The organism is Bradyrhizobium sp. RD5-C2 (assembly GCF_019972155.1).
Lineage (GTDB): Bacteria > Pseudomonadota > Alphaproteobacteria > Rhizobiales > Xanthobacteraceae > Bradyrhizobium.
Genome location: NZ_BOVL01000008.1, coordinates 1 through 25,951, shown reverse-complemented (window position 1 = coordinate 25,951; position 25,951 = coordinate 1). Strand labels below are relative to the sequence as shown.

28 protein-coding genes are annotated in these 25,951 nt (G+C 64.5%); 16 read left to right on the top strand and 12 right to left on the bottom strand.

The genetic code is table 11. The features are described 5' to 3' along the window. The first annotated feature begins 102 nt into the window (after positions 1–102). Entirely contained in the window at positions 103–1,476 is a 1,374-nt protein-coding gene (locus BraRD5C2_RS07750; protein ID WP_223967697.1) for a LysM peptidoglycan-binding domain-containing M23 family metallopeptidase, read from the top strand. Between the two features lie 86 nt (positions 1,477–1,562). Here the strand turns inward: BraRD5C2_RS07750 and BraRD5C2_RS07745 are convergent, their stop codons facing one another. From BraRD5C2_RS07745 to BraRD5C2_RS07735, 3 genes are all read right to left on the bottom strand, one after another. Beyond that, the gene (locus BraRD5C2_RS07745) at positions 1,563–3,200 is read right to left on the bottom strand and encodes a porin (RefSeq protein ID WP_223967696.1); all 1,638 of its coding nucleotides are present in this window, start codon (positions 3,198–3,200) and stop codon (positions 1,563–1,565) included. A gap of 357 nt (positions 3,201–3,557) precedes the next feature. Then, positions 3,558–4,037 carry a hypothetical protein gene (locus BraRD5C2_RS07740; RefSeq protein WP_223967695.1) on the bottom strand — a complete coding sequence of 160 codons (480 nt, stop codon included), beginning with the start codon at positions 4,035–4,037 and terminating at the stop codon, positions 3,558–3,560. A 79-nt stretch (positions 4,038–4,116) separates the two neighbouring features. Then, positions 4,117–5,100, bottom strand: a complete 984-nt coding sequence (locus tag BraRD5C2_RS07735) for an ATP-binding protein (protein ID WP_223967694.1) — start codon at positions 5,098–5,100, stop codon at positions 4,117–4,119. A 190-nt stretch (positions 5,101–5,290) separates the two neighbouring features. On the opposite strand from BraRD5C2_RS07735, the gene yajC reads away from it, so the two are divergent. Genes yajC through BraRD5C2_RS07710 form a run of 5 tightly spaced genes read left to right on the top strand, consistent with a single transcriptional unit; the run spans position 5,291 to position 9,587 of the window. Further along, a complete protein-coding gene (yajC, locus tag BraRD5C2_RS07730; protein WP_050400518.1) occupies positions 5,291–5,647 on the top strand; it encodes a preprotein translocase subunit YajC in 357 nt (118 codons plus the stop codon). A gap of 40 nt (positions 5,648–5,687) precedes the next feature. Further along, complete coding sequence (gene secD / locus BraRD5C2_RS07725; protein WP_223967693.1) at positions 5,688–7,292, top strand: protein translocase subunit SecD; 1,605 nt, start codon at positions 5,688–5,690, stop codon at positions 7,290–7,292. Positions 7,293–7,302: 10 nt separating this feature from the next. Continuing rightward, positions 7,303–8,337, top strand: a complete 1,035-nt coding sequence (gene secF, locus BraRD5C2_RS07720; protein ID WP_223967692.1) for a protein translocase subunit SecF — start codon at positions 7,303–7,305, stop codon at positions 8,335–8,337. A gap of 6 nt (positions 8,338–8,343) precedes the next feature. Further along, the gene (locus tag BraRD5C2_RS07715) at positions 8,344–8,727 is read left to right on the top strand and encodes an Mth938-like domain-containing protein (RefSeq protein WP_223967691.1); all 384 of its coding nucleotides are present in this window, start codon (positions 8,344–8,346) and stop codon (positions 8,725–8,727) included. Next, positions 8,724–9,587 (top strand): phytoene/squalene synthase family protein, encoded by an 864-nt coding sequence (locus tag BraRD5C2_RS07710; RefSeq protein ID WP_223967690.1) that lies wholly within the window; start codon positions 8,724–8,726, stop codon positions 9,585–9,587. The genes BraRD5C2_RS07715 and BraRD5C2_RS07710 overlap by 4 nt, the downstream gene beginning before the upstream one ends. On the opposite strand, the gene BraRD5C2_RS07705 is transcribed toward BraRD5C2_RS07710, so the two are convergent. The 4 genes from BraRD5C2_RS07705 to BraRD5C2_RS07690 form a co-directional block, all read right to left on the bottom strand. After that, positions 9,584–9,868 (bottom strand): DUF1488 family protein, encoded by a 285-nt coding sequence (locus tag BraRD5C2_RS07705; RefSeq protein WP_223967689.1) that lies wholly within the window; start codon positions 9,866–9,868, stop codon positions 9,584–9,586. The genes BraRD5C2_RS07710 and BraRD5C2_RS07705 overlap by 4 nt on opposite strands. Positions 9,869–9,943: 75 nt before the next feature. Beyond that, positions 9,944–11,047 carry a serine/threonine protein kinase gene (locus BraRD5C2_RS07700; protein ID WP_223967688.1) on the bottom strand — a complete coding sequence of 368 codons (1,104 nt, stop codon included), beginning with the start codon at positions 11,045–11,047 and terminating at the stop codon, positions 9,944–9,946. Between the two features lie 5 nt (positions 11,048–11,052). Beyond that, entirely contained in the window at positions 11,053–12,486 is a 1,434-nt protein-coding gene (trmFO, locus tag BraRD5C2_RS07695; RefSeq protein WP_223967687.1) for a methylenetetrahydrofolate--tRNA-(uracil(54)-C(5))-methyltransferase (FADH(2)-oxidizing) TrmFO, read from the bottom strand. A gap of 216 nt (positions 12,487–12,702) precedes the next feature. Then, the gene (locus BraRD5C2_RS07690; RefSeq protein WP_016846063.1) at positions 12,703–12,855 is read right to left on the bottom strand and encodes a DUF1127 domain-containing protein; all 153 of its coding nucleotides are present in this window, start codon (positions 12,853–12,855) and stop codon (positions 12,703–12,705) included. Between the two features lie 756 nt (positions 12,856–13,611). On the opposite strand from BraRD5C2_RS07690, the gene BraRD5C2_RS07685 reads away from it, so the two are divergent. Then, complete coding sequence (locus tag BraRD5C2_RS07685; protein WP_374707969.1) at positions 13,612–13,887, top strand: hypothetical protein; 276 nt, start codon at positions 13,612–13,614, stop codon at positions 13,885–13,887. Positions 13,888–14,040: 153 nt separating this feature from the next. Here BraRD5C2_RS07685 and BraRD5C2_RS07680 read toward each other — a convergent pair whose 3' ends face one another. Together BraRD5C2_RS07680 and BraRD5C2_RS07675 are read right to left on the bottom strand one after the other, a co-directional pair. Continuing rightward, entirely contained in the window at positions 14,041–14,856 is an 816-nt protein-coding gene (locus BraRD5C2_RS07680) for a lytic murein transglycosylase (protein WP_223967685.1), read from the bottom strand. A 233-nt stretch (positions 14,857–15,089) separates the two neighbouring features. Next, a complete protein-coding gene (locus BraRD5C2_RS07675) occupies positions 15,090–16,001 on the bottom strand; it encodes a DUF2189 domain-containing protein (RefSeq protein ID WP_223967684.1) in 912 nt (303 codons plus the stop codon). Positions 16,002–16,289: 288 nt separating this feature from the next. Between BraRD5C2_RS07675 and BraRD5C2_RS07670 the strand changes: the two genes are divergently transcribed. Further along, the gene (locus BraRD5C2_RS07670) at positions 16,290–16,703 is read left to right on the top strand and encodes a DUF3597 domain-containing protein (protein ID WP_038387103.1); all 414 of its coding nucleotides are present in this window, start codon (positions 16,290–16,292) and stop codon (positions 16,701–16,703) included. Between the two features lie 126 nt (positions 16,704–16,829). After that, positions 16,830–17,633 (top strand): fumarylacetoacetate hydrolase family protein, encoded by an 804-nt coding sequence (locus BraRD5C2_RS07665; protein ID WP_223967683.1) that lies wholly within the window; start codon positions 16,830–16,832, stop codon positions 17,631–17,633. Between the two features lie 14 nt (positions 17,634–17,647). Here the strand turns inward: BraRD5C2_RS07665 and BraRD5C2_RS07660 are convergent, their stop codons facing one another. Then, positions 17,648–17,920 (bottom strand): GNAT family N-acetyltransferase, encoded by a 273-nt coding sequence (locus BraRD5C2_RS07660; RefSeq protein WP_223967682.1) that lies wholly within the window; start codon positions 17,918–17,920, stop codon positions 17,648–17,650. A gap of 92 nt (positions 17,921–18,012) precedes the next feature. Here BraRD5C2_RS07660 and BraRD5C2_RS07655 point away from each other — a divergent pair, with 92 nt between their 5' ends. From BraRD5C2_RS07655 to BraRD5C2_RS07640, 4 genes are all read left to right on the top strand, one after another. Further along, positions 18,013–18,957 (top strand): tetratricopeptide repeat protein, encoded by a 945-nt coding sequence (locus tag BraRD5C2_RS07655; RefSeq protein ID WP_223967681.1) that lies wholly within the window; start codon positions 18,013–18,015, stop codon positions 18,955–18,957. 180 nt (positions 18,958–19,137) lie between these two features. After that, positions 19,138–19,539, top strand: a complete 402-nt coding sequence (locus tag BraRD5C2_RS07650; RefSeq protein ID WP_223967680.1) for an SPW repeat protein — start codon at positions 19,138–19,140, stop codon at positions 19,537–19,539. Positions 19,540–19,749: 210 nt separating this feature from the next. Continuing rightward, positions 19,750–21,390: an acyl-CoA synthetase gene (locus tag BraRD5C2_RS07645; RefSeq protein WP_223967679.1), complete on the top strand. Its 1,641-nt coding sequence runs from the start codon at positions 19,750–19,752 to the stop codon at positions 21,388–21,390. Between the two features lie 4 nt (positions 21,391–21,394). After that, positions 21,395–22,270, top strand: coding sequence for a DNA-binding protein (locus BraRD5C2_RS07640; RefSeq protein WP_223967678.1), 876 nt, complete (start codon positions 21,395–21,397; stop codon positions 22,268–22,270). Positions 22,271–22,518: 248 nt separating this feature from the next. On the opposite strand, the gene BraRD5C2_RS07635 is transcribed toward BraRD5C2_RS07640, so the two are convergent. Next, positions 22,519–22,842, bottom strand: coding sequence for a hypothetical protein (locus BraRD5C2_RS07635; RefSeq protein ID WP_223967677.1), 324 nt, complete (start codon positions 22,840–22,842; stop codon positions 22,519–22,521). A 4-nt stretch (positions 22,843–22,846) separates the two neighbouring features. After that, a complete protein-coding gene (locus tag BraRD5C2_RS07630) occupies positions 22,847–23,449 on the bottom strand; it encodes a PaaI family thioesterase (protein WP_223967676.1) in 603 nt (200 codons plus the stop codon). On the opposite strand from BraRD5C2_RS07630, the gene BraRD5C2_RS07625 reads away from it, so the two are divergent. The 3 genes from BraRD5C2_RS07625 (at position 23,432) to BraRD5C2_RS07615 (ending at position 25,837) form a co-directional block, all read left to right on the top strand. Next, positions 23,432–24,199 carry an AAA family ATPase gene (locus BraRD5C2_RS07625; RefSeq protein ID WP_223967675.1) on the top strand — a complete coding sequence of 256 codons (768 nt, stop codon included), beginning with the start codon at positions 23,432–23,434 and terminating at the stop codon, positions 24,197–24,199. The genes BraRD5C2_RS07630 and BraRD5C2_RS07625 overlap by 18 nt on opposite strands. A gap of 157 nt (positions 24,200–24,356) precedes the next feature. Then, positions 24,357–24,896, top strand: coding sequence for an SRPBCC family protein (locus BraRD5C2_RS07620; RefSeq protein ID WP_223967674.1), 540 nt, complete (start codon positions 24,357–24,359; stop codon positions 24,894–24,896). Between the two features lie 2 nt (positions 24,897–24,898). Continuing rightward, a complete protein-coding gene (locus BraRD5C2_RS07615) occupies positions 24,899–25,837 on the top strand; it encodes a YVTN family beta-propeller repeat protein (RefSeq protein ID WP_223967673.1) in 939 nt (312 codons plus the stop codon). Positions 25,838–25,951 lie beyond the last annotated feature (114 nt).

Below are 25,951 nucleotides of genomic sequence, written 5' to 3'. Positions count from 1 at the left end.
ATTTGCTGCTTGGCACCAACGCCTTATTCGCACGGTTAAGCGGTTATTTACTCGCGACGTGTTTACTCAAAACAGTCTTTTGTTGCGTACGAGTGAGTAACCATGTCTGGGGTTGTTGAGTTGCTTCGCTCGCGTCGCGTGCCGCAGGTTGCGGTGCTGACGCTGATGTCCATGGCTTTTGCCGGTTGCAGCGCCGATATGTCGTCGCGCTTCTCGCAAAATTCCTACTCGCAAAATCCGTTTGCGTTTGATCCGCAGCCGACCGGCACCGTGCAGGCGCCGCCGCGCGAACTGCCGCAATACGCGCGGCCACGAACGCAACCGCAGTATTCGCAGTATCAGTCACAGCCGTTGCCGCCGCCGGTTGCCGCGCCGCAGTCCTATCCGGTTGCCAACGCTGGCGTCTCCGGAGGAGGGCGCGGGCTTTCGTCCTACACGCCGCCTGCGCAGCCGCAGATCGAAGCCACCGGCACCGTTCCGCGTTCGGTCGCCGCAGCGCATGCCGGACATAGCGGCACCACCATCATCGTCGGCACCAGCGATACGCTCGAAGTGCTGGCGCGCCGCTACAACGTCTCGACTGCTGAGATCGTGCGCGCCAATGGCTACAAGGGACCGCGGGCGCTGTCGCCCGGTCAGCAGCTGGTCATTCCGCGCCCGATGGCTGCCGCCGCCGCAGCGCCGGCGATGGCAGCACCTGCGACGCGGCCCGTTGCCGTCGCAGCGGCGCCTTCCGGCGTCCACTACGTCAATCGCGGCGACACGCTGCACAGCATCGCACGCCAGCACCACATCCCCGTGGCTGAGCTTGCCCGCGCCAACAATCTCGATCAGTCGGCTCGGCTCAGCCTCGGCATGAAGCTCGTGGTGCCCGGCGCCAAGACCGCGATGGCGGCGCCTGCGCCGGTTGCGCAAGGCGTTGCTGCCGCACCTGTTGCGGTTGCCCCGGCACCGGCTATGGCGGCGCCGAAGGTCGTCGCCACGGCGCTGCCGCAGCAGAGCGCGCGGCTGGTTCAGCCGACCGCGACTGTCGAACAGCCGGTCGCCGCCGCAGAAACGCCGGTTGTCACCAAGTCGAGCGAAGCCACCGGCGCATTGCCGACGTTCCGCTGGCCGGTGCGCGGCAAGGTCATCACCGCCTACGGCTCGAAGACCAACGGCAAGGTCAACGACGGCATCAACGTCGCGGTGCCCGAAGGTACGCCGGTCAAGGCCGCCGAAGACGGCGTCGTCGCCTATTCGGGCAATGAGCTGAAGGGTTACGGCAACCTCGTGCTGGTTCGCCATTCCAACGGCTATGTCACCGCCTATGCCCATGCGAGCGAAATTCTGGTGAAGCGCGGCGATACCATCAAGCGCGGCCAGGTGATCGCCAAGTCGGGCCAGTCGGGCGAGGCGGGCTCGCCGCAGCTCCACTTCGAAATTCGCAAGGGATCGTCTCCGGTCGATCCGCTCCAGTTCCTCAACGGCGCATAAGTTACGCGCCGGGACTTCCAAGGGACTTCCAAGTCTCACAACAAAGACAACGGGGGAGGCGCAAGCCTCCCCCGTTTTGTTTCGGTTTAGAAGTCGAAGGTCATGCCTGTCGTCACAGCGCTCGCCTTGTTGCCGGCGACCACGTTGTTGTTGGCATCGCGTCCGCATATGCCATACCCGTGACCGCTCACGCCGAGGCAATAATGCGCGCCGGGGCCGTTGCGCAGGTAACTGCCGACAAGATACCAGGTCGCAAACGGGCTAAAGTGGTACTTGACGCCAGCCGCATACTGATCGGCGCTGCTGTCCACCGAGTTGAGCGCAAAGTCGGCCGATCCCGGTGCCGGAGTGACGGTGTAGTTGTTGAATACGCCGGTGCCGGGCGAGCCGGGGGAGGCGTTGGCATGGGCCCATGACGCGCTGACGTCCCAGGCGCCGACGCTCTGAGTGGCGCTGAGGAAGTAGCCGTCGCGCGACCGTTCGTTGAAGTCGGCCACGGTGTTCTCGCGCCGCATCACCTCATAGATGCCGTAGAGCTGCAGCTTGCCGATGCCGTCGTCGATGCGATACCCGGCGCCGACCTTCGCGGCCCATTCGTTGGCGATGCCGACGGCTCCCGGCGGAACGATCAGCACGCCGCCATTGCTCAACGGCGTGACGGCTTCGTCGCCGGTGCGGTTGGTGCCTTCGTGCAGCTCGTAAGCGGCGACCGCCGTGAACGGTCCCTGATTGTAGGTCAGCGACGCACTGTAGAGGTTGCCGTAGGAGCCGTCGGTGCAGCCTTCCGGTGCCGCGGTGAGCGGGAAGCCGCTGCCGCTGCCGCGCGCGGACGTGGCGGGGCAGTTGAAGTCGCCGAGCGCGAAATCGCTGTTGTCCTTTGCCGTGTTCTGTCCGGGCGAGATCATCAGCGTGGTCTGGAAGCCGTTCCAGACCGGCGATTCGTACCAGAGCGCATGGGCCGCGCGCCAATCGAACTCCGCGCGCAGGTCGCCGCCGGTATTGCCCATGATCGAGTTGTAGTCGCCGAGCGTCGCCGAGAACGGATCGAACTTCGATGTGGCTTTCTTGTAGGGCGTATCCGATTTGCCGGCCTTGATGGTGCCCCATGGCGTTGCCATCCCGATGAAGCTGTCGCGCGTTCCGAGCGCGGCGCGCTCGGTCGGAACCGCGGCGACCTCGACGAGGGATTCGAACTGGGCGACGGCGGCCCAGCCGGCGAAGCCATACGGTGTGAGATCGTGACGCGCGTGGACGCCGAAAAAGGTGAGGTTGCTTGCCACACCGAACTTGGTGCCCTGATCGAACACGCCGGCGTTGAAGACGTCGCCGGATAGATCCACGTGGCCGTAAAGCGTGACGGTGGTGTTGTCGACGAAGGCGTTGCCGCCCGGCGCCTTGCTGTAGAGCGGCGCGCCTCCGATGCTGACGACGGCATGCTCCGGAGCCGGAGCCGGAGCCGGCGTCGGGGAGGGCGCGACGCCGGCATGCTGTACCGGGTTGCCCTTTGGCGTTGAGGCTGCCGCAGGGGGCGCGGCGCTACGGCTTGAGATGTTGTTCACGCGATCCCGGAGCTGTGCATTCTCCTTCGCGAGCTTGGCATTGTTTCGTTCGAGTGCATCCAGACGCGCCATCACGTCGTCGAGCGTTGCTGCCTGCACCGGTTGTTGTGTGAGCGCCAGGCCGATCGCCGCGAGTGCGGTTCCGGCGAGAAGTCCCTTCTTCATCTAATCCCCCCTTTGTCAGAACGCCTCAGCGGTGTGCTGAGGGTCACAAAGTGGAGGGACGTTAATGTATACCACACACCAGATACATGGATGCGGATGAGGCCAGACAGATAAACCCGCGATGTGACTTATATGGTACTATGATACTGTTGCACTGCATCAATTTGTCGCATCTCTGATTCTGGAATAAGATTTGACTTACACTCATACAATTGAGTTCACGTCAGGAAAGTCGATCTATCGAATTCAGACAGGGTTGCTGACATAAGATATTGCACCGCAGAAATATCGATGCATTTTGGAATAATGGATGCCAAATTTCGGTGGATCAGAGCGAGTTCGTGCCCGGTAAGAGGCCTAGATCGGCTGCCAAGGGTCTCGCGTATCTGCGAGACGCTCGACCATGTCGCTCAGGAATTGCGGCGGTCCAAACGCGTGCCAATCCCCATCTGATTGCAGCAGCAGGGGCCGGCGCGCGACGCGGCTGAAGGCTTCCAGCCACCCGCGCGCCTTGGCTTTCGGACGAGCGCCGATGGCAACCGCGACATCGACTGGAATTGTGCGCCAGACAAAGCTTGCCGGAAGAAAGATGACATCGGATTTGTCCGGACGCATCCAGTCAGGCAGCGGGCTTGTCGGCGTCAGCCAGCCGCAGACGAAATTCCGGCAGGGATCGATCGGACGCTCGTCGTAGATCGTGCATTTGCCTGCGCTGCTGAACGGGCACGGCTGCCCCGGATGGACGTCGTGGCCACGGATCCGGATTTTCAGCCAGCCATCGCAGCAAGCGGTGCACTCGCCACATCGTCTCGCAGTCGTGCTGGGTTCGGCCGGCATGCGTCGAGTGTACCCATGCCGCAATGAATTCAGAAGGCCTGCGACTTGATTCAGCGACCTGCCGGACGTGCGGCTCGCGCTATGCGCCGCTGAGCCGCACGCCGAGCCGGCCGGCGAGTTCCTGTGTGTATTGCCAGGCGACGCGGCCGGAGCGCGATCCGCGGGTGGTCGACCATTCGAGCGCCTCGCGCTCGAGCTCGTCCTCGGCGATCTTGATGCCGTAATGGTCGCAATAGCCTTTCACCATCGCAAGGTACTCGTCCTGGCTGCAACGGTGGAAGCCGAGCCAGAGACCGAAGCGGTCCGACAGCGACACTTTCTCCTCGACGGCTTCACCCGGATTGATCGCGGTCGAGCGTTCGTTCTCGATCATCTCGCGCGCCAGGAGATGCCGCCGGTTCGAGGTCGCATAGAGGATGACGTTCTCGGGGCGTCCCTCGATACCGCCTTCCAGCACCGCCTTGAGCGATTTGTAGGAGGCGTCGTTGCCGTCAAAGGAGAGGTCGTCGCAGAACACGATGAAGCGGAAGGAGGAGCTGCGCAGACGCTCCATCAGGCCGGGCAGGCTCTCGATGTCCTCGCGGTGGATCTCGATCAGCTTCAGCCGGTCGGCCGGCTTGCGGTCGACATTGAGGCTGGCATGCGTCGCCTTGACGAGCGACGACTTGCCCATGCCGCGGGCACCCCACAGCAGCGCATTGTTGGCGGGCAGTCCGTTGGCGAAGCGCTCGGTATTCTCCATCAGGATATCGCGCATCCGGTCGACGCCCTTGAGCAGGCTGATTTCGACGCGGCTGACGCGCGGCACCGGGGCGAGGCGTCCGTCCGGATGCCAGACAAAGGCGTCGGCGGCGCCGAACGTCTCGGCCGGATCGGGGGCCGGGGAGGCGGTCGCAAGGCGGCTCGCAATGGTCTCCAGGGCGTTCGCGATCCGCTCGGCGGTGGTGCCGTCGAGCGGCATTACCGGGCGTTTTGTCGCGGCGTTTGCGACACGCTTGGCAGCAGCTTGAGGGGCGGTTTTGCGGGCTGTTTTACTGGTAGTTTTCTTGGCTTTTTTCGGCATTTGTCCAGTTCCTGACGGCGCAGCCTTATCGGGCTGGCGGCGGTCCCGCAAGCGCCCTAAATGACGGTCCGTTAACGTTGCAATTGGGACCGCGGCCGCTATAGTCCGCGCGAATTTGTCCGGACCGCCATACCGCCCCGAACCCGAGGGTGCTGCCGGTCCTTTCCCGTCTTATCCGAGGATCGTCTGAATGCTGATTACTCCTGCGTTTGCTCAGGCTGGAGCTGGCACTGATACCAACAGCATGTTGATGTCGTTGCTGCCATTCGCGCTGATCTTCGTCATCATGTACTTCCTGATTCTGCGCCCGCAGCAGCGGAAGGTGCGCGATCACGCGGATCTCGTGAAGAACATCCGCCGCGGCGACACCGTGGTGACCTCGGGCGGCCTCGTCGGCAAGGTGACCAAGGTGGTCGACGACGACCAGATCGAGTTTGAGATTTCGGACGGCGTTCGCGTGCGGCAGATGCGCCAGATGATTTCGGGCGTGCGGACCAAGGGTGAGCCGGCGAAGGGCGATGCCAAGGACGAGGCGTCCGCGAGCTGATCGCCGCGGAGCCCTTTGCCGAATCTGACAGGTCAATTCGATGTTGTATTTCACGCGGTGGCGAGCGCTGGGGATTATCCTGACAGCGCTGGTGGTCTGCCTGTGCGCCGTGCCCAATTTCTTCCCCGAGGCGCAGGTCAAGACCTGGCCGGCCTGGGCACAGCGGCGCCTCGTCCTCGGCCTCGATTTGCAGGGCGGCTCGTATCTCCTGCTCGAGGTCGACTCCAACTATGTAAAGAAGGAGAAGCTCGAGCAGATCCGCGACGATGCCCGGAAGGCGCTGCGCGATGCCCGGATCGGCTTCACCGGGGGAATCGTAATCCGCAACGACGGCGTCGAGGCCCGGATCGCGAAGGAGGCCGATGTTCCAGCGGCGTTGGCCAAACTTCGGGAGATCGCGCAGCCGATCGGCGGCCTGATCGGATCGAGCGGGCAGCGCGATCTTGAGGTGGCGGACGCCGGAGGCGGGCTGATCCGCATGACGATCCCGCAAGCGGCCATGCTCGATCGCATGCGCAAGACCATCGAGCAGTCGATCCAGATCGTCGAGAAGCGCGTCAACGAACTCGGCACCGTCGAGCCCTTGATCCAGCGTCAGGGCACCGATCGCATCCTGGTGCAGGTGCCGGGTCTGCAGGACCCGACCCATCTGAAGGAGCTGCTCGGCAAGACCGCGAAGATGGAATTCCGCATGGTCGACTCCTCGGTGTCGCCCGACCAGGCCCAACAGGGCCGGGTGCCGCCGGACTCCGAATTGCTGACGAGTGCGTCTCCGCCGCCGGTTCCGTACGTCGTCAAGAAGCAGGTGCTGGTTTCCGGAGCTGAACTCTCCGACGCTCAACCCGGTTTCGACCAGCGCACCGGCGAGGCGATCGTCAGCTTCAAGTTCAATACGTCGGGTGCCCGCAAATTCGCTCAGGCGACCGCCGATAACGTCGGCCAGCCGTTTGCGATCGTGCTTGACGGCAAGGTGATCTCGGCGCCCGTGATTCGCGAGCCGATCACCGGCGGACAGGGGCAGATCTCCGGCAGCTTCACGGTGCAGTCCGCCAACGATCTGGCGATCCTGATGCGTGCCGGCGCGCTGCCGGCGCCGTTGACCGTGGTCGAGGAGCGCACCGTCGGTCCCGGTCTCGGGCAGGACTCGATCGAGAAGGGCGAGCTCGCGGCCTATGTCGGCTCGATCCTGGTCATCGTGTTCATGCTGATCACCTACCGGCTGTTCGGGGTGTTCGCCAACATCGCGGTGGCCATCAACGTCGCCATGATCTTCGGGCTGCTGTCGCTGCTCAACGCCACGCTGACCTTGCCCGGCATCGCCGGCATCGTGCTGACGGTCGGCATTGCGGTCGATTCCAACGTGCTGATCTACGAGCGCATCCGCGAGGAATTGCGCGGCGGCCGCAACGCGATCTCGGCGATCGACGCCGGGTTCAAGCGGGCGCTGGCGACCATCCTCGACTCCAATATCACCACCTTCATCGCTGCCGCCGTGCTGTTCTACATCGGCACCGGACCGGTGCGCGGCTTTGCCGTGACGCTCGGCATCGGCATCATCACCACGGTGTTCACCGCCTTCACCATGACGCGCCTTATCGTCGCCGGGTGGGTGCGGTGGAAGCGGCCGCAAACCGTGCCGATCTGAGAGGCCTATTGTGACTCATACCGTTCTCATTGGCCTTGGCATCCTGATTGCCGTGCTGACCGTGGTCGCGGCGCTCGGCCTGCTGCCGCCGCTGCGTATCGTGCCCGACGACACGCATTTCGACTTCACGCGCTTCCGCCGCATCAGCTTCCCGATCTCGGCGCTGCTCTCGATCCTCGCCATCACGTTGTTCTTCACCCACGGCCTGAATTTCGGCATCGACTTCAAGGGCGGCACGCTGCTGGAGGTGCGGGCCAAGTCCGGCACCGCCGACATCGCCGCGATGCGCACGACGTTGAATGGTCTCGGCCTCGGCGAGGTGCAGCTGCAGCAACTCGGCGGTTCGGGCGAGGCCGACGTGCAGATTCGCGTCGCCGAGCAGCCGGGCGGCGACAAGGCACAGCAGGATGCGGTGGGCAAGATCCGCGCCTCGCTCGGCGAGTCCGTCGATTACCGCCGGGTCGAAGTGGTGGGGCCGCGCGTCTCCGGCGAGCTGCTCGCCTTCGGCATGCTCGGCCTGATGCTCGCGATCGTCGGCATCCTGATCTACCTCTGGTTCCGGTTCGAGTGGCAGTTCGCGCTCGGCGCCATGATCGCCAACGTCCACGATATCGTGCTGACGATCGGCTTCATGTCGATCACCCAGGTCGATTTCGACCTCACCAGCATCGCGGCGTTGCTGACGATTCTCGGCTACTCGCTCAACGACACCGTCGTCATCTACGACCGTATCCGCGAGATGCTGCGGCGCTACAAGAAGATGCCGATGCCGCAGCTGCTGAACGAGTCGATCAACTCGACGCTGTCGCGTTCGATCATCACCCACGTCACCGTGACTTTGGCGCTGCTCGCGCTGCTGCTGTTCGGCGGCCACGCGATCCACAGCTTCACGGCCGTGATGATGTTCGGCGTGGTGCTGGTCGGCACCTACACCTCGATCTTCATCGCGGCGCCCATCCTGATCTATCTCGGAGTTCACACCACGCGGGGCGAGGCGCAGGACGCGCCGGCCAAGAAGCCGGACGCGGCCGCAGCCAAGAAGTAGCCGGTCATGAGCAATCCCTCGGACGCTCCCCATCTTCCGAGGTCGGCGCCGATCGAGGCCTACGGCAAGGGCGGCTTCGCGTTTGCCGATATGTCGCATCGCGGCTCGCTGCTGTGCCTGCCCGACTCGATGTGGGCCTGGGCGGTGACCAGGCCGCAAGAGATCGACGAATACGCGCTGCAAAAGGTATTCGCGGCCGCAAATGCGATCGACACCCTCATCGTGGGCAGCGGCACCGAGGTCTGGGTGCCGCCAAAAGGCCTGCGCGAGGCCCTGCGCGCGGTGCGGGTGGTGCTCGACCCGATGCAGACGGGTCCGGCGATCCGCACCTACAACATCATGCTGGGCGAGCGGCGTCGCGTCGCGGCGGCGCTGATCGCGGTGCCATGAGCGCGACGGAGGCGCCGAAGGACGGCGCGGCATTCTGCGCCGATCTGGTGCGGACCCATGACTTCGTGCGCTACGCGTCGACCTTGTTCCTGCCGGGTCCGGAGCGCCGGGCGCTGCTCGCGATCTACGCCTTCAACATCGAGGTCTCGCGCGTGCACGAGCAGGTCAGCCAGCCGCTGCCCGGCGAGATGCGGCTGCAATGGTGGACCGACATGCTGGCAGGCGCCGGACACGGCGGCGTCGAGGGCAATCCGGTCGCGGCAGAGCTGCTGTACGCGATCCGCAATCACCGCCTGCCGGTCTCGCCATTGTCGCAGCTGGTCGAGGAGCATCAGTTCGATCTCTACAACGACCCGATGCCGTCGCTGGCCGCGCTCGAGGGCTACCTCGACGCCACGGCGTCGGCGCTGTTCGCGCAGGCTACCCGCGTGGTGGCGCGGCCGTCGGAGGCGATCGATCACCTGGCCCGTCATGCGGGCCTCGCCCAGGGCATGGCGCAGGTCATCGCGGCGCTGGGCCGCGACGCCTCGCGACAGCAGCTGTTTCTGCCACTCCAGCTGCTGCAGCAGCACGGCAGCAGCAAGGAGGAGGTGTTTGCCGGCAAGCCGACGCCGAATATCCGTGCTGTGATCGATCAGCTCGCGGACGAAGCCCAGGTCCATCTCAAGACCGCATTCGGGCTGCTTGCGGATGTGCCGTCCGGCGTGAGGCCGATCTTCCTGCCGCTCGCTCACGTCAGGCGCGAGCTGAACCGGGCGAGGAGGGCCGACTACGACCCGTTCCTGCCGAAGCCGGTGTCACGACTGCGTACGCTCTGGACGTTGTGGCGAGCCGCGCGCACCGAGGAGTTCGGCCGCTAGCGCTCCTCTTTCGAGATGTGCTTGGTGAAGATCCGGATCGTCGCGCCTCTGACCACCGGGCCGCCGTCAAAGATGTCGGATGCGATCATCTCGATCGCGTCGCGCAGCGCAATGAACTGCGCCTGCCGGGCCAGGCTCGGTGTTCCGCGCGTGCCGGCCAATTCGTCCATTGCGGCGTCGCTGATCTGACATTCAACTTCCTGATCGCCGTGCATCATGGTGAAGCCGAACGCCAGGCGTTCGGAATCATATCCCCCGATACGGCCACGGGTGAGTGGCATTAAGCTTGTCCCTTGAGCGCGCTAGCCCTCACAAGATTGGCGCTTCGAGCTGCGTTTGTCGAGAGTGCGCGCGCTTCAGCGCGCCGGCCGATCCATCTCGGCGACTTCAAAATTGAAGCGGTCGCGCAGATTCTTGCGTTGCTCGAGGATGTCCTTGAGGAACTCGCGATCGGCGTCGCTGCGCATCATCGGCTCGATCAAGTCGATCTGATTCATGGCGACGAGCTGCAGGATTTCGGTGCGCGGCTTGCCGGCCGCATCGCGCGGCAATGCATGCACGATCTGGATGTGTTCGGGCGGCTTGACGCCCTTGGCCCCGGCAAGCTCGCTGCGCAGCGTCTTCTCCAGCGCGGACTGGTCGGCCTCGACGAAGGCGTAGAGTCCGACGCCGACGCGCCGATCGGCAAAGGCGACGATCGCGGTGTCGCGCACGTCCGGATTCCTGCGGATCAAATCGACCAGCACCGGCGCGTCGTTGACCAGTCGCCGGCCGCCACCTTCGCGGTCGGTGAAATTGAAGATGCCGCGGGTGATCGCCTGATAGACCTTCTTGCCGGTCTTGAGCCAGACGCTGGCGACCGCGGACTTCTTCGCGAGCACCTTGCGCTCCTTCGGCGTCAACGCCTCCGGCGCGTAGCTGCGCTTGTGCTTCAACAGATGCCGCAGATCCTCATAGGCCGCGATGCGGAACAGCCGGCTTCGGGTCTTGAAGCAGGCAGCAAGCTGGAAGTCGGTGAGGTAGGCGCGGCCGTCGCGGCCGACCAGCCAGTTCTGCTCCTTGGCGAGGTCGTTGTGGCAGATGCCGGCGCGATGCAGCTTGCGCAGGGCGGCCTTGGCGGAGCGGAAATAGGCGACGTCGCCATGCGGCTTCGCCAGATGCAGCGCCGCGCCGTCGATGAAGCCGCGCACCAGCGCGCGCCTGCCTGCCCACAACAGCTTGGGGCCGACGTCGAGACCGCGCGCCAGGGTCAACGCGCGGCGTTCGCGCGAGAACAGATGCAGCGCCACGGCGAACGACCAGAACGGCACCTGATCGAGCCGGCGCAGCACGCCCTCGACCTCGCCGCCATCGGTCCGGAAACGGCCGCGCTCGACCGTCGAGAACACGTCGCGCTTGAGCAGCACGCCCTGGCTCCATCGCGCCGACAGGGTGGCGTCGTCGTCTTTCGGCAAGCTCATGACTGTCAGGCCGCTGCCGCAACGCGCAGGTGCTCTGCGATCCAGTGATCGAGGTCGGCGAGTGCCCGCGCGCTGATCGCTTGCTTCTTCGCAACCGTCTTCTCGTTGCCGCGCAGCCGCGAACCGTCCGGCTTCTTGGTCGGAGCACTCGCCAGCGGCGGGAACAGACCGAAATTGATGTTCATCGGCTGGAACGAGCGGGTCCCGGCGTCGATGGTTTCGATATGGCCACCGGTGATGTGGCCGAGCAGCGCGCCGAGCGCGGTGGTGGCGGGCGGTGGAGTCAGCGCGGCGCCGCGCATGTCGGCGGCAGCGCAGAGGCCGGCAACCAGGCCGACGCTGGCCGACTCGACGTAACCCTCGCAGCCCGTCATCTGACCGGCGAAACGCAGCCGCGGCTGCGCGCGCAGGCGCAGCTGGCTATCGAGCAGTTTCGGAGAATTCAGGAAGGTGTTGCGATGCAGGCCGCCGAGGCGCGCGAACTCCGCATTCTCGAGGCCCGGGATGGTGCGGAACACGCGCTGCTGCGCGCCATGCTTCAGCTTGGTCTGGAAACCGACGATGTTGTAGAGGGTGCCGAGCTTGTTGTCCTGCCGCAGCTGGACGATCGCATAGGCCTTGACCGTCGGATTGTGCGGATTGGTCAAGCCAACCGGCTTCATCGGCCCGTGGCGCAGCGTCTCCGGACCGCGCTCGGCCATCACTTCGACCGGCAGGCAGCCGTCGAAATAGGGCGTGTTGGTCTCCCAATCCTTGAAGTCGACCTTCTCGCCGTCGAGCAGCGCCGCGACGAAGGCGTCATATTGCTCCTTGGTCATCGGGCAGTTGATGTAATCGGCGCCGGTGCCACCCGGACCCACCTTGTCGTAGCGCGACTGAAACCAGGCCACCGACATGTCGATGGAATCCTTGTGCACGATCGGTGCTATCGCATCGAAGAAGGCCAGCGCGTTCTCGTCGGTGAGCTGCCTGATGGCGTCGGCGAGCGGCGCCGAGGTGAGGGGACCGGTAGCGACGATCACGTTGCTCCAGTCGGCCGGCGGCAGGCCCGCAACCTCCTCGCGGCTGATCTCGATCAGCGGATGTTCGTTCAGGGCTTTTGTGACGGCAGCGGAGAAGCCGTCGCGGTCGACCGCCAGCGCGCCGCCGGCGGGCACCTGGTTGGCATCGGCCGAGCGCATGATCAGCGAGCCCAGCCGCCGCATCTCGGCGTGCAGCAGCCCGACCGCGTTGTTTGCGGCATCGTCGGAGCGGAAGGAATTCGAGCAGACCAGTTCGGCGCAGCCTTCGGTCCGATGCGCCTCGGTCATCCGGTGCGGGCGCATTTCATGCAGGACGGCACGGACGCCGGAATTGGCAACCTGCCAGGCGGCTTCCGAGCCGGCGAGCCCCGCGCCCACGATGTGCACGGGTTGGGAAGAGGATTGATGCGGTGTCATCGCGCAGCGTTACCGCGTTTCGAGACCATATGCATCTGAAACTGCAGCAGTGCGTGTTCAAGCGAAGTGGGTACCGGTTCGCGTGAAGAAAACGCGTCAAGCCTAGGACCAGAGCCCATCCCGTTCCGACCCCGTTCGGAACGGGATGGGCTCTGAAAACGATAACGCCCGCTGTGTAAGCGGGCGTTATCCGTTCATTAGATGGCTTGCGGCCGATTAGCCGTTGTAGGTACCGGCGGCAACGCGCGGAATGTCCGAGCGGTCGAGGCCGATATCGGCCAGTTCGCGATCGCTGAGCTGGGACAGTTCGCTGACATTGCGCTGATAATCCCGGAAAGCCTGGATCATGCGGATGAGCGAGAGCAACATGGTAGTCTCCTAGTAATTCTAGCAATTCAGATTCAGCTTTTCAAAAGCCTCATCGTTGAAGTGAATATAGATGATATGGTGCGCCGCAGTAGTTCCAATGGTGCGATGCAGCTAGACCCAAAACGCATGGCGACGGTAAGTTTCGATTAACCGTTTGGCGCTTGCCGAGCACGCCCGTAAACGGAAGTTCCGCCGATGCGGCGCGCATTACAAAAACGTTCCTGAAATCAGTTGGTTGATAGAAATTTGGTAAGCCGGATCAGGCGTCATATATGGTAATTGAAGACCGTCCAATCAAGTTTTCCGGCGACCTCGCTGGCCGGATCACGTCGCTGTGTTCCATGCGTGATTCGCATGCGACAGGATGTCATAGAAGCGATTATATATTCATCTTATGGTACGGGCGCCCCCATGGGTCGGCGGGGCGTCAATCAGTCGCATTGACGTGAGAGGTAATTCGGTTATGCGCGACGCGCGGATCCCCGTCGCGTCCGGCCGTGTCGCACGGAACGTGCTGAGGATTATCGGAAGTGCATTCGATTGAAGTGAACGTTGGCAGCAAAGCTAATGCGGCGCCGCTTCCTTACCGACATGTAATCGAAACACTATGCAACGCATGCGCGATCCGCGTGCAGCGCCGATCACATTCGTATCGCGCGAAGTTCATTCTGAACGGTGCCGGGAACAGCGAATAATCGCGCTGCAGATTCCGCAATCACGCAGGGATCTGTCCAAGAACAAGAGATGGATCATCCCATGATTAAAACATTCATCGCCGCGGCCGCCATGGCTGCCGTTGCTTACGCTGTCGCTGCTCCCGCCCAGGCCGCTCATCGTCATCATATGGGCGTCGGCTGCAGCGGTGCCAATTTCGGCAAGACTGAAGCTGCAGTTGAAGCTATGGCCGACAATGAGGTCAAATTCGCGGCGGAGAAGGAAGTCTCGCTCGCGCAGGATGCAATGCTGAACAACAAGTGGGGCGCATGCGGCGCGCACCTCAGCAAGGCCGCCGAAGAGAGCATGGCGAAGTAAGCTTTTGATCATGGCGATAAGGGCCGATTGCCTGGGGCAATCGGCCCTTTTTGATTGATCCTAGCGGGATCGGTACTGATCGAACCGGAGGCGCGGTCCGCGTTTCGCGTTCTTGGCTCGCCGCTGGCGCAAGACGGTGTGCTCTCTAGGGCGCTACGGAGCCTTGGCGAGCTGGGTGGCGAAGTAGCCGATCGTCTTGGCGTACACCTCGCTCTTGTTCCACTGCTGGATGACTGCGAAATTCTCGCTGCCGGGCTCCCAGCCTTTGCCCTTCTTCCAGCCGTAGCTCTTCAGGAAGTTCGCCGTCGAGGCCAGCACGTCAGGCACGTTGTGCAAGAGGTCGCGTTTGCCGTTGCCGTCGAAATCGACCGCGAACTTGATGTAGGACGACGGCATGAATTGGGTCTGGCCGATCTCGCCGGCCCAGGCGCCGCGCATCTCCTGCGGTGCGAGATCGCCACGCTCGACGATGCGCAACGCATCCATCAGTTCGGCCTTGAACATGTCGGAGCGGCGGCAATCATAGGCCAGCGTCGCCAGCGAGCGCATGGTCTGAAACTTGCCGGTGTTGACGCCGAAATCGGTTTCGAGCCCCCAGATCGCGACCAGGATTTCACCGGGCACGCCGTAGGCTTCCTCGATCCGCGACAGCACCGAGCCGTAGCGCTTCATCATGTCGGAGCCGCGATTGAGCCGCGGCGGCACCATGCGACCCGAGAACTGCTCGAAGGTCTGGCTGAACACCTGCTGGGAATGGTCGCGCGCCAGGATAGCCTTGTCCTGTGTGACGCCATTCAGCCCGGCCTGGATTGCGTTCTGCGAAATACCCTTGGTCACGGCCTCCTTCTTGAAGTCGTCGAGCCAGGACTCGAACGTGCCCGTGCCGCATTGGGCGGCGAGCGCAGACGCGGTCGAGGTCAAGAGCCACGCCCCGATGGCGAGCGCGCGAATGGAAAAACGAGAGGTCATAGGCAATTTCACTCCGGAGTCTGCGATGTCATCGATTGGTCGCGAAACCCGGCGGGTATGTTCGCGGCAACAGCGGCCAAAACATGGCTCGTGATCGAGCCGTTTATCTCGGGCAACGCTGCAAATGCCACGCCAATTTCACACCCATTTGACGATCCGGAACGACAAACCGCCGGCCGAATATAATCGGCCGGCGGTTGCTTTGGCGTTTACGCGTTCGGGTTAACGGGCGCTTAGCCGCGATCGCTGCGCCGCCACGGGAACAGGTTGGCCGGGAAGTCGGCGGCGGGCTTGCGTTCGCGCGGCTCGGGGATCACCGGCCGAGCGTTCGGATCCTTGACGATGACCTCGCGATACAGATGCCAGGTGGCGTGACCGAGCAGGGGGATCACGACGGCAAGGCCGAGGAAGAACGGGATCGTGCCGAGCAACAGCAACACCGCGACGATAAGACCCCAGGCCGCCATCGGCACCGGGTTTTGTGCAACGGCGCGCATCGACGTCACCATGGCTTCGCCGGCGCTTGCCTGGCGGTCGAGCATCATGGGGAAGGCGACCACGCTGATGCAAAGCGCGACGAGCGCGAACAGGAAGCCGACACTGCAGCCGACCACGATCAGCCACCAGCCTTGCGTGGTGGTCAGCACGCGCGTGGCAAAATCGGGAATGTCGGCCGCAACCGCATAGCCGAACACAGCGGTGTAGATCGCCTGCGCGGTGGCGATCCAGGTCACGAACAGTGCGAACAGCAACGTTCCGACTCCGAGCATCGCGCCGAACGACGGCGAGCGGAAGACCTGAATGGCATCCCACGCGGATGCCTCACCGCCATCCTCGCGGCGGCGGCTCATCTCGTAGAGGCCGATTGCGGCGAACGGGCCGAGCAGGGCAAAGCCCGCGGCCAGCGGAAACAGCAGGGGCAGCACGGAATAGCCGTGCACAGTGCGCGCAAGCACGATGCCGAGCACCGGATAGATCAGACAGAGGATGATGGCGTGGCTTGGTACTGCCTTGAAGTCTTCCCAGCCGAGACGCAGCGCTTGATGCAAATCGGACAGGCCGATGGTGCGAATAACCGGCGCAGATGCGGCGCCTTGTCCGCTCTGCGTCATCGATGTCACATTGCCTTGGTATGGAGTGGCCATGGTCGTTGTCTCCCTCTCGGCGGGCGCATTCTGCGCCCGGCGCGCGGGCACAAACGTACCGTCTCTCGAAGCGATCACGAGCAAGCCAGACGCGAAAGACAAAGCAGGGAACTGGCCGTGTCGCGAACTGTGCAATGAGGGTACTCCCAAACCGCGGCAAAAGCACTCACGCTTAGGTGAATGTCGCATTGGCAAGGTATTGAGGGGGCGATAGACTTAAACTGCGACCTCGGTCAGCCGGCGGATTGCCGTGTGGCCTTCACATCTCAACTCTCTTGGGAGCGAACGATGAGCATTTTCGGAAAAATCATGGGCGCGATCTTCGGCAGCAGCGCCAGCGCCGCGCCCGCCGGCGGAACGGCCACAAGCGCAGCTCCCGCCGGTGGATCCGGTAGCGCATCGTCGTCTCCTGCCGCGGTGCCCGCCGGCGCAGCGCCCGCGCAGTCCGTTGATGTCGCCCCCATCCTCGACAAGGCGGTTGCCGCGAAGGGTGAGAAGCTCGAGTGGCGGACCTCGATCGTCGACCTGATGAAGGCGCTCGACATCGACTCCAGCCTGTCGGCGCGCAAGGAGCTCGCCAAGGAGCTCGGCTACACCGGCGACACCAACGATTCCGCCAGCATGAACATCTGGCTGCACAAGCAGGTGATGACGAAGCTCGCGGCCAATGGCGGCAAGCTGCCTCCGGATATCAAGCACTGACGGGATCATCATCCCGCACACCGCCAGGGCCCGCGCCAGCGCGGGCCCTTTTTTATGGGCTGGCGAGCATCTATAGATCGGCGGACAAGAAGGAGAACGCCCATGAAAACTCCCAAGAGAACTCCCATGAAAACTTCCACGATTGATCTCGACCGCCGGACGATGCTTGCGACCGGCGCCCTCGCGCTAGCCGGCGCCGCCGCGCAATCCGTGCCGGCCCATGCCGAAGCTGCGCCGAAGGCGATGTTTCCGGTCCCGGCCGTGACGATCCCGATCGTCGGCGCTAGCGAGGTGTTCCAGGTCCGCCGCATCTACTGCATCGGCCGCAACTACGCCGCGCATGCGATCGAGCGCGGCTCCGATCCGACGCGCGAGCCGCCGTTCTTCTTCCAGAAGCCGACCGATGCGATCCAAAATGTCGCGATCGGCACGGTTGCCGATCATCCCTATCCGTCGCTGACCAAGAACTATCACCATGAGGTCGAGCTGGTCGCCGCGCTGAAGTCCGGCGGTGCCAACATTCCCGCGGACAAGGCGCTCGATCACGTCTATGGCTACGCGCTCGGCCTCGACATGACGCGGCGCGATTTGCAGAACGGCATGGCGGCGGAGAAGAAGCCGTGGGAGATCGGCAAGAGCTTTGACCACGCCGCGGTGCTCGGGCCGATCCATCCGGCTGATAAGACCGGCCATTTCACGCAAGGCGCGATCTCGCTCGCGGTCAACGGCGCGGTGCGGCAGAACTCGGATCTGAAGAACATGATCTGGAGCGTCGCCGAGCAGATCGCAAAGCTCTCCGAGGCCTTCGAGCTGAAGGCCGGTGACATCATCTATTCCGGAACGCCGGAGAATGTCGGCCCGGTCGTCAAGGGCGACGTGCTGCTCTGCAAGCTCGAGGGCCTGCCTGACATGTCGATCAAGATCGTTTGACGCCGGGCAGGGCGCTATCCGGCAAGGTCCGCAAATTCCGGATGCTTGTCGAGGTAGTCCACCACGAAGCCGCAGCCGGCGATCACCTTGTGGCCGTCGGCGCGGATCAGCTCCAGCGCGCCCCTGACCAGCTCCGATGCGATGCCGCGGCCGCGCAGGGCGCGCGGTGTCTCGGTATGGGTGATGATGACGGCCGAGGGCGTCTGCCGGTAATTCGCAAAGGCTGTGCCGCCCTCGGTGTCGAGTTCGAAGCGCCTCTCGGCCTTGTTGTCGCGGACGGCAGCCATCGCAAAATCCCGGTTGATTCACAGGCCTTGATCTAAGCGCGTGAACCCGCCGGTGCGACCAACCCGCAAATTGGCATTTGTGGATTGACGAGATGCGCATTTTGGCCTGCCTGACCGCCGGATTGCTGGGCGCCGCGCTGACGCTGCCGCACCCTCCGCAAGCCGCCGCCGGTGACGATCCGAGCTGGCAGACCTGCGTAGGCCAAGCGACGGCGCCCGGCGACCGCGTGGGGGCCTGCACCACGGTGATCGACGGCAAGACCGAGACCGGCAGGCGGCTGGCCGGGGCCTATTGCAACCGCGGCCACGGACTGACCGAAAAGCACGAATTCGACGCCGCGCTCGCCGACCTCAACGAGGCGATCAAGCTCGATCCCGCCTATGCCTGCGCCTACACCAATCGCGGCCGGGTCTACGCTTTCAAACAAGACCTGGATCATGCAATCGCCAACTACGACGAGGCGATCCGGATCGATCCGGCCTTCGCGCTGGCCTACAACAACCGCGGCGATGCCTGGCTCAACAAGGGCGATCTCGACCGCGCGCTGGCCGACCTCAGCCTCGCCATCAAATATAACCCGCAACTCGCTGTGGCCTATGGCAATCGCGGCTTCGTCTACTACCGCAAGCGCGACGCGGCGCATGCGATCGCCGACTTCACCACCGAGATCAGGCTCGAGCCCAACGCGCTCGCCTACATCAACCGCGGCAATGTCTATCGCGACACCGAGCAGCTCGATCGGGCCGCCGCCGACTACGGCGAGGCGGCGAAGATTGCGCCGACCGATGCGCGCGGCTGGCGCAACCGCGGCATGGTCCGGCTGTTTCAGGGCGACAACAAGGGCGGGCTCGCCGATTACGACAAGGCGCTGCAATACGATCCTGCCGACGTCTATTCCTGGAACAACCGCGGCCAGGCCAAGCTACGGCTCGGCGACAAGAAGGGCGCGGCGGACGATTTCCGCAAGGCGCTGGAGCTGCAGCCCGATCTGAAGTCCGCTAGGGAGGCGCCGGCCCGGCTCGGCGGGGCCCGCTGACTGTGGCCGCTGGCCGGCGATCCTGCCGCATCGCACATACGCGGATCGGGCTTGCGGGCCGATGCAATTCGATTAGGCTTGTTCCCAGACATACGCCCCCGGATGCGGCCCAATGGTCGTCTGGTACCGAGTGGTGAGGCCGGCCGCTGACGTATGCCCCTTGTCGCAAGGAGGTTCGTCATGTCGGACAATCGTTTCTTCGGCACACACCGCCCCTGGGAGGACTGGCTCGGCATGCTGCTCGGCGTGCTGATCATGGTCTCGCCCTGGTTTCCGATGCAGGTCAGCGACGTCGTCGATGTCGAGCGCAGCCACCTGGTGCTCAACAGCTTCGTGGTCGGCATGCTGGTGCTGGGCCTCGCCCAGCTTGAATATGTCGCGCTGCATCGCTGGGAGGAGGTGGCGAGCATCGTGCTCGGCCTCTGGCTGATCGCGTCGCCCAATATCTTCGGCTATTCGGAAGACCAGGCGCTGCAGCTGTGGCACATCCTCCTCGGAGGGCTGGTCGCGATGATCGGCGCCTTGCAGCTCTGGCAGGACTGGAACCTGAGCGAGCAGGACCTGGCCAAGCATCCGCAATAGCGGTCTCGGGCCAAGTATTGTCGGGTTGGCGGCCGCCGGCGCGGTATCATCGCGCCGCGCCCGGCGGGCCTTGCCGAGGCGCGCTGCTTGGCGATAAACCGGGGCGCACCAATCCGTTGCGGCGCTTGAAGACGCCCGGTTCTGACCGAGGAAACACCTGATGACCGTCCTGACCATGCCCTGTCTGTTGTGCGTATCGGCGGGGCGGCAATGAGCGGGTCGGCTGAGACCGCGCCGCGCGGCGGGATCGCGCGGGTGTCGCGCCGGGTGATGAACCTCGCCTACATCCTGACCCAGAACGCCCGCCGCCATGGCGACCGTCCCGGCTTTATCTGGAACGAGAAGGCCTGGTCGTGGCGCCATATCGACCAGAACGTCTCGGCGTTGGCAGCGGCGCTCGCCGCGCGCGGCATCGGCAAGGGCGACCGCATCCTGGTGCATTCCAAGAACTGCGACGAGATGTTCTGGTCGATGTTTGCGGCCTTCCGGCTCGGCGCGGTCTGGGTGCCGACCAATTTCCGCCTGATGCCGGATGAGGTCGCCTATCTGGCGGCGGCCTCCGGCGCCAAGGGGTTTCTGTGCCACGCCGATTTCCCGGAGCACGCCAAGGCGGCCGCCAATCCCTCGCTCGAATTCGTTTGGCGGATCGGCGAGGAGGGGACCTTCGGCGAGGCGACCGTTGGCGACGTGATCGCCAAACATGCCGGCGCCGCGGTCGAGAACACGCCGGTCGAGTACGACGATCCCTGCTGGTTCTTTTTCACCTCCGGCACCACCGGCCGCTCCAAGGCCGCGGTGCTGACCCACGGCCAGATGGCCTTCGTGATCACCAACCATCTCGCCGACCTGATGCCCGGCACCACCGAACGGGACGCCTCGCTGGTGGTGGCGCCGCTGTCGCATGGCGCCGGCGTGCATCAGCTGGTGCAGACCGCGCGCGGCGTGCCGACCATCCTGCTGCCGTCGGAGAAGTTCGACATCGCCGAGGCGTTCCGGCTGATCGCCAAATATCGCGTCAGCAACATGTTCACGGTGCCGACCATCCTGAAGATGATGGTCGAACATCCCGCCGCCGACCAGCACGACCATTCCTCGCTGCGCTATATCATCTATGCCGGCGCGCCGATGTATCGCGAGGACCAGAAGGCGGCGCTGAACAAGCTCGGCGGCGTGCTGGTGCAGTATTTCGGCCTCGGCGAGGTCACCGGCAACATCACGGTGCTGCCGCCTGGCCTGCACGATCCCGAGGACGGACCGTATGCGCGGATCGGCACCTGCGGCTTTGAGCGCACCGGCATGCAGGTCTCGATCCAGGGCGACGACGGACGCGAGTTGAAGGCGCACGAGACCGGCGAGATCTGCGTGATCGGGCCCGGCGTGTTCGCGGGCTATTACGATAACCCCGAGGCCAATGCGAAGGCGTTCCGCGACGGCTGGTTCCGTACCGGCGATCTCGGCCACATGGACGATGAGGGCTTCGTCTACATCACCGGCCGCGCCTCCGACATGTACATCTCCGGCGGCTCCAACATCTATCCGCGCGAGATCGAGGAGAAGCTCTTGACCCATCCCGCGGTCGGCGAGGTCGCCGTGCTCGGCGTGCCCGACCCGTTCTGGGGCGAGGTCGGTATCGCCGTCTGCGTCGCGCGCGAGGGCACCGAGGCGGTCGCGGAGGCGGAGCTTGCCGCGTACCTCGCGCCAAAGGTGCCGCGCTACAAGATGCCGAAACGCTTCTTCTTCTGGGAGGCGCTGCCGAAGTCCGGCTACGGGAAGGTACCGAAGCGGCTGATCCGCGACGAGCTCGAAGCGCGGGGGCTGCTCGAGGTAACAGCCAAATCAACGGGCGCGTGAGGCGATGCGCAGCATCGCCCAGCCTGGCGCTCCCATACCCGAGCGCATCCAATGGGTCGCCGCGCGCGGCCGCGCCTTTTCGTTCGTGCTCGCGGCCGGCATACCCTTGCGCGAAGCCGTGCGCCGCGGCTTTGCGGCGGAAGGATTTTCCGGCGGCGTGCTGAGCGCGACGGGTGGGGCGCTCGGGCCGTTCGCCTATGTGATGCCGGCGCTGTCGAAGGACGGCGTCAATGCCGCGTTCTACAGCGACACGTTCCGTCCCGATGGCGTGACGCGGCTCAAGCTCGCGGCGCTGACCTTCGGCGAACGCGACGGCGCACCGTTCTTCCACTGCCATGGCTTGTGGACCGAGGCCGACGGACGCTTCAGCGGCGGACACATGCTGCCCGATGAAACCATCGTCGCCGAGCCGTTCGAGGTCAGCGCGTTCGGGATCGATGGTGCGACATTTGTGGCCGAGCCCGACAGCGAGACCAATTTCAAGCTGTTCGGCCCGGTCGAAAGCGCGCCGGCGGGTGCGAAGACCACGAGCCATGCCTTCGCGTTGCGGTTGCGGCCGAACCAGGATTTCGCCTGTGCTCTGGAGGGCTTCTGCCGTGAGCACGGCATTCTGCGGGCGCGGCTGCATGGCGGCGTCGGCTCGACCATCGGCGCGGTCTTCAGCGGTGGCCACAGCGTGGTGCCGTTCGCGACCGAGCTTGCGGTGACCGCGGGGCAGATCGCGCCCGACGCCAATCGCCGGGTGCGCGCCAGTCTCGACGTCGCGCTGGTCGACTATCTCGGCGGCATCGCCGAGGGACGTCTGGTGCGCGGCGATAATCCCGTGCTGATGACGATGGAGCTGGTGCTGGAAGTGCTGGAAGAGGCGGAGCGGCCGTAGGGGGCATGCGTTCTCCCCACGGTCGTCCTGGCGTTTGCGGAGTCGATACCGCGCCACATCCTTCGCCGGGACGACGATGGAGGTGGGGTGCGATTCAAGTTGTCACAGACGTGATGTCATCACCCGCGAAAGCGGGTGATCCAGTATTCCAGAGACGCCGGTGCCTGAGCCGAGAGGCTGCGGCGTACTGGATCGCCCGGTCGAGCCGGGCGATGACAGGTGTGGTGAGGACGCAGTTTCGCATTCGCTCAACGCCGCTTGCGGACGTGAACGTTGATGTCGAGGTCGATCGCACTGACGCAGGTCTGCTCGGTGCGGTGCGAGCCGCCCTCGTGCCAGGCGCCCTTGCGCAGGCTGATGGCGGTGACCTGGGCAAGCCGCAGGCAGCGCCATTGCGGCAGCTTGCCCGAACTCTCGCCGGCGAACTGCCAGGCCAGCACGACCTCTTCGCCGCTTTTGTTGTGGCCGATGATATGCGGGCAGAGCTCGCGCGGCCGACCATCATAGATGCAGACCGCTTGCTGCTCGGTGAGGATCGCCTTGCGGAAGAGCATGTAGGTGCGACTTGGCATCGGCTCAGTCGTCGAAGACGCGGAAGACGGCGGCGGCCGTCACCAGCAGCTTGTCGTCGGCGAAGGCTTCCGCATCGACGAAAGCGAAAGTCCGCGTCACCTTCTTCAAGGTCGTGCGGCCAATAATCCATGGACCCGGCGCGGCGCCGCCGACGAAGCGGGTGTCCAGCGAAACGGTCGCGCATTTGCGGTTGGTTGCCATGAACACGGCACTGCCGAGGGCGGTATCGAGAAAGCCGAGGATCGCCCCGCCATGAATGTAGCCGTAGGGATTGCCGTGCCGGTCGTCGCTCTGAAATCCCCATTCGGGCGCGGCGTCGCCGGTCTCGCGCCAGTAGTAGGGGCCATTATGGTCGATGAATCCTGGGCGGCTCGGCAGGAGCTTGAACCCTTCCGGAGGCGAGGTTGTTATTTCGGGGATCCCAACAAGGCTTGCTGATTCCGCGTCGCATGCGCGGGACGTTGAACCTAGCATTGTGCGCCGACGTGCGCGCCAGACCAGTCCGTGCGTTCCCGTTGTGTTCTTGACGGGTTCACCTCGATCTGGGATCGTGGTTGGCGCCGCCGCGGCGTGCCGGAAGCAGGACGAATGGCCAGAGGACGACACCGCCCGATCAACATGCCCGCGCCGTATCTGAGGCGCGTCTGGCTCGATCCGGAGCGCATTCCCAATCGCAACGCATATCCGTTCGTGCTGCCGCTGCTACGCGACGAATTCGAACTCAGCTTCGACAAGGCGATCACCATCATCGTCGGCGAGAACGGCACCGGCAAGTCGACGCTGCTGGAAGGCATCGCCGTGATGGCCGGCTATGACGATGCCGGCGGCGGCAAGGGCTATCGCGCGGTCGACCACAGCAATGCTGTGGAGAAGATGGGCGGCTCGCTGGCGTCAGCGCTTCGTGCCAGCTGGCTGCCCAAAATCACCAATGGCTGGTTCTTCCGCGCCGAGAGCTTTTTCTCGGTGGCGCGCTATGTCGACGAGGCCGCGCTGGATGTCGGAGACACGCCGCCGAACTTCCTGTCCTATTCGCACGGCGAGGGCTTCCTACGCTTTTTCGAGGAGCGCTGCCAACGGCAGGGCATCTTCATTTTCGACGAGCGGGAATCCGCCCTATCGCCGTCACGGCAGATTGAATTCCTCAAGCTGCTGCACCGGATGAACGGCACCGGCCACTGCCAGGTGATCATGGCCACGCATGCGCCGGTCCTGATGGCCTATCCCGACGCGACGCTGCTGCGGCTGAGCAAAAGCGGGCTCGAGCCGGTCAACCTGCGGGACACCGATCACTACCGGCTGATGCGGGAGTTCTGCGACGACCCGAAGGGGTTCGTTGCGGCGGCGATCGAGGAGTGACGCCGATCCCGGCAGGCTTGTCTCCCGGAGAAGCCCGCGGCCGCGACTTCGCTCTGGTGCAAGAAGCCGGTCCCCGATCTAGTCTAGAACCTCGAACCATAAACTGCGGCATGCGCCAGGCGGCGCAGGGCCGACAGACATCGGGAGAGAAACAAGGATGAGGCTGACGATCGCGAAGGCTGGCGTCGTGGTGGCGGCATTGGCCGTATTGGGGGCCGCCTGGGCCCATGGGCCGACCCGTCAGAAGGTGCGGGAATCCATCGAGATCGATGCGCCGCAGGCCAAGGTGTGGGCGGTGATCGGCAATTTTCAGGACATGAGCTGGCTTGCCGGTGTCGCCAAGACCGAGGGCGAGAAGGGCAACGAGATCGGCGCCACACGGCGGCTGACACTGGCACCCGGCATTACCATCGACGAGGAGCTCTACAAATACGAGCCCGAGATGATGAGCTATTCATACCGGATCACGGCTGTCGACGTGAAGGTGCTGCCGGTCACAAATTACTCCTCGACGCTGTCGGTGTCGCCGGCGCCTGGCGGCAAGACGAAGCTGGAATGGGCCGGCGCGTTCTATCGCGGCTTTCCGAACAACGATCCGCCGCCGGACCTGAACGACGAGGCTGCGGTGAAGGCAGTGAGTGAGCTCTACCGGGGCGGGCTGGCGGCGCTGAAGAAGAAGATTGAGAGCGGAAGCTGAGCATGCGCGCGATCGCGCTGCTGGCGCTGCTCGCCAGTCTCAGCGGCGCGCGGGCCGAGGAGGCCTTCGTCACCAACCAGCTCAGCGACGATCTGACGGTGGTCGATCTTGCGACCTCGAAGGCGGTCGCGACCATCCCGATCGGGGGCAAGCCCGCGGGCATTGCCGTCAGCAACGACGGCCGCTTCGCCTATGTGACGAGCCCGGACGCCAAGGCGGTCACGGTGGTCGACGCGTCGGCGCGAAAGGTGGTCGGCCGGGTCGAGGTCGGCGGCGGGCCGCTCGGCATTGCGGTGGCCCCCGACGGCGCAACTGTCTATGTCGCCGACTGGTACGCCGCCGCGGTGCGGGTGATCGATGCCAGGGAGCAGCGCGTCGTCGCCAGTCTTGCGGTCGGCGCATCGCCGTCCGGGCTTGCCGTGACGCCGGACGGGCGGCTGCTGCTCTCGGCCGACCGTGACGACGACAGCGTGTCGATATCAGACATTTCCGCGCACGAGCGGCGAGGGATCGTGAAGGTCGGGACCCGTCCGTTCGGCGTCACCATCGATGCCGACGGCAAGCGCGCCTACACCGCCAATGTCGGCTCCAACGACGTCTCGGTGATCGACATCTCAACCGCGAGCGAGATCGGCCGCGTCCATGTCGGCCTGCGCCCCTATGCGGTGGCGCTGGCGCAGGGCCGCGGCTTCGTCACCGACCAGTATGACGGCAAGGTCAGCGTGTTCGACCTCGCAACCTTGCAGCCGGTGAAGCGGATCACGGTCGGCGATTACCCCGAAGGCATCGAGGCGACCGCCGACGGCAAGCGCATCGTGGTCGCGAACTGGGAGAGTAATACGCTGAGTGTGATTGATGCCGCCGAGCTGAAGGTGGTCGGCGAGGTCAAGGTCGGCGACGGCCCGCGCGCGTTCGGGGCGTTTCTCAGAAGGACGGAGTAGGTGCGAAGCACGGTGCGTAGGGTGGGTTAACTGTGGAATCTCAGGAGGTCGTCCATCGGAAGGCCGAGGCGGCTGATGGGTGGTTTGGCTTGCAGACTACCGTGCGGACGATGC